At 41.8% G+C, this 3,636-nt stretch carries 2 protein-coding genes; both read right to left on the reverse strand.

Features of this window, described 5'->3' with window-relative positions; all coding sequences use genetic code 11:
- On the reverse strand, positions 1-2,028 hold a 2,028-nt coding region (locus tag QT974_RS32475; protein ID WP_333472482.1), incomplete at its 3' end, for a PAS domain-containing protein.
- Between the two features lie 15 nt (positions 2,029-2,043).
- The gene (locus QT974_RS32480; protein ID WP_333472481.1) at positions 2,044-2,490 is read right to left on the reverse strand and encodes a PAS domain S-box protein; all 447 of its coding nucleotides are present in this window, start codon (positions 2,488-2,490) and stop codon (positions 2,044-2,046) included.
- Positions 2,491-3,636 lie beyond the last annotated feature (1,146 nt).

Below are 3,636 nucleotides of genomic sequence, written 5' to 3' on the forward strand. Positions count from 1 at the left end.
TTCGTTTATTTTACCAGATGCCGTCACTGAATTTTTTTTGACCTGAATCCTTACACGAACTTCTAATACTTGGGCCAGATATTGGACGCAACTTTTAAAGAATTCTTCGCCTGTTTTCCCTGCGGTACCTTCGACTATTAAGCGGAGAGATTGTTCTTGACGTTTGCGATTTGTGATATCTCTTGCTACCCAAACCACTCGATCTTCAGACATGGGAGAAATCCTGGCATCAAACCAGACTAACCTATCGCCTATGGGTAATGAGTATTCTAAGTGCGTTATGGAGCGATCGATAATGGCTTGGCGAATAGTGTGGAGGAACAAATCTGCTACATTTTGGGGAAGAAGTTCGTGCAGTTTTTTGCCTAAAAGTTCATCTGAAGGTTTGTACAAATCGGGCGCGGAAGTGGGAGCAATTTTGAGATAGCGTCCCTCTGAATTCAAAACAATAATCACATCCTGCATGGCGTTAAATAGTGCCATTAATTCTGATTGAGAGCGGTCTAACTCTATTTCGACTTGTTTGCGATCCGTAATATCCCGTGCTGCTGCATAAACGAAATTTCCACAGGGAGCGGCACGCCATTCAATATATCGATAAGTGCCATCTTTGGCACGATAGCGGTTAATAAATTCGGGGATTTGTTTCTGTTGACTCAAATCAGACATCGCCTCTAAGGTTGAGGCGAGATCGTCGGGATGAACAAAATCTAGAAATATTTGACGTTCTAATTCTTGAATGCTGTAGCCGAGAGTGTTTTCCCAAGCACGATTTAGGCGGCGAAAGTGACCGCTGACATCGGCAATGCAGAGCAAATCGAGAGTAACGCTAAAAAACTGCTCTAGTTCTAATTCGGCGGTTTTGCGATCGCTAATATCGCAATTAGTGCCAATAAACCGCAAAGGTTGACCGTTTTTGTCCCATTCAGTCACCTGACCGCGAGCTAAAATCCATTTATAAGTACCATCTTGACAGCGCAGGCGATGTTCGTTGCGATAATTAGAATTTTGACCGTTCAGGTGTTGAGCAATATCTTGATAGCATTGGGATAAATCGTCGGGATGCAGCCGACTATTCCACTCTTCTAAAGTATTAGTAATTTCGTGTTCTGCATAGCCCAGCATCGCTTTCAACTGCCGAGAAAAAATCACTTCGTTTGTTTTGAGATTCCAATCCCAAGTGCCATCTCCGGCTCCTTCTATGGCTAACTGCCAGCGACTGTTACTTTCTTCTAAAGCGATTTGTGCTTGTTTGGTGTGGTGGATGTAACGCGCTATTCCCAAACAGGAAATAATTTGCCCGTTTTCATCTTTTAGGGCTGAGACATTTGAGGAGTGCCAGTGATATTTGCCATCGCGATGCAAAACTCGATATTCAAGCCCCCGCACTTGTTCGCCTCGGAGACAGCGATGAAAAGCATCCTTATACTTTGGTAAATCTTCGGCAGCAACGAATAAAGCAAAAGATTTATTTAGCAATTCTGCTAACTCATATCCCATCACTTCTTTGAATTGGGGAGTGACATAGCTGAAGGTGGAATCGGGATTGATGATATAAACCAAATCGTTGATATTTTCAATGATGCTGCGGAATTTATTTTCACTTTGGCGCCGGGCGATTTCTGCGGCTTTGATTTCTGTGATGTTTTGAATATAGCCATACCAATTTATACTGCCATCGAGTTCTTGCTGGGGTGTAGAATGACCTAGCAACCACAGCAATCTGCCATTAGGTAAACAAACTCGATGTTCGCAATACCAAGGTGTGAGGTGTGAGGCGGATTCAAGAATGGATTGATTGACGCGATCGACATCTTCAGGATGGACAAAGTTAAAAATTTGAGTGGGATTCTCGTCTACTTCTTCTCGGGAAACGCCATAAATATCTCGCATCCCGTCGCTGGCGTAGGGCAAATTGGCAGTTCCATCAGGGTTCAGACAAAACTGATAAATAAAACCGGGGATGTGACGGGCAATTTGCTTGAGGCGATAATCATCTGCGACAGAAGCGAAACTAACAGGCTCAATCCCCGCATCCCGTAGTTAATTGTGGGCTTGTTGGAGTTGGTCTTTGAGTTCTTGGACTTGTATCTCTGCCAGTTTGCGTTTTGTAATATCTCGCATTACTGACAGATGGCGATGGGGCAAAAAGTTTGCCTTCGTCACATATTCTACTACGCGGATCTGCCCATCAGCCCGTACTAAGCTCAACTCACCTCGCATTTTTTCTTGTTGCTGAAATTGTTGCGATGCTGCTTGGAAATTAAAGTCTGGTTCTGTAAACTCTATGATGCAGCGTCCTAGCAGTTGCTCTCTCTCTATCCCAAATAATTCACAGGCGGCGGGGTTGACATCTATGTAACGCCCTTGGCTATCGGAGAGCGCGATCGCATCTAAGGTTGTTTCAAAAAGCGTGCGTAATTGCCTGTCTCTTAGAGATAGCAACAGGTCATGGTCTTCAGATTTATGATTGTCTAAGGATTGGGACATTATTGTTAATGGTGTAAGTGATGGTTTCAATGTTTAATAAAAATCTAATCATTCAATACTTCGTAAATTGTTTGATGCCAAACATTAGAATGAGAGTTTCAAGAAAATCTGCCCGCATTCGATAGGGCTGGCTGAGTAAGTCGGTACAACGAAATAAAACATGAAAAAGGGCGGTTTTTGTCGAAATAGACTCTTTCCTAGTATAAATTCTAGGCTGAACCAGCTCCTGCGAAACCCTCTAAGATATTATTTTTATTTCGTTTCATGCTAGTTACAAACTCAAAATGTCAGTTAATCTATGCAGACTTGCGAGTTGAGAAACCGGGTTTTTTGCTAATTTTTTGCTTAATTAACAAAAAATTAATCAGATCGACCCGGTTTTTAGATATATATCGGTCAGCTATGAAGGAGTGCTTCGCTCCTACAGATATATTTGCTTTTTGAAATAGCTGCTCGCGATGCTGTTTGGCTATAGATGCTCGCCCCTAGTTTAGTAAAACTCATTTTAGAATTAGTTTTACTAAACTACGGATTAACGTAGAATAAAAATCGTAAATTCTGTGCCTTGACCTAAAATCGATCTGATTTCTAGCATACCAGAGTGTGCGTCAATTATAATCTGGCGGGCGATATGCCTCCGGCATATCGCCTATTCCCATCCCAATTCCGTGTTATTGCCAACTTCTTTTGTAGTAAACAAGTGGTGGAATATCCGCAATTTTACTGACTGGGAGATACCTTGACAGTTATCTTTAATCCGAATTACTACGGTTTAAAAATCGCTCGATTTGCCGAATACTTCAGGACAAATGATAATTCGTTGACAATTAGCCTGTAATTATGCTTATATTTGCCAAATGCACGCTACATCTAAAGTATCGATCGCCTTGGCGATCGGATTGATAAATAGTTAATTTAATTGACCGAATCAGAAATAATACCTAATCAAAATAAATAAATTGGTTGACTCAACCATAGTTTACAGTCAGTTTCAACAGTTGACAGTTGACCGCTTGAGGGTTGACCGAAGGAGAGCGACCTCTACCTAAAAGTCCGAGTATTGGAGTAATAGACAAGAGTGCAAAAATCAGAGAAGGGCGTAGCATTTGGACATAAAATCTTAGGTTTAACCGATAAATTTTCGCC

This window comes from Microcoleus sp. BM001215392 (assembly GCF_036700185.1).
In the GTDB taxonomy this organism is placed as follows: Bacteria; Cyanobacteriota; Cyanobacteriia; order Cyanobacteriales; family Microcoleaceae; genus Microcoleus.

Bases quoted from the DNA above. Each gene is read 5' to 3' on its own strand.
- QT974_RS32480 (WP_333472481.1), bottom strand. From the start codon at position 2,490: ATGTCCCAATCCTTAGACAATCATAAATCTGAAGACCATGACCTGTTG.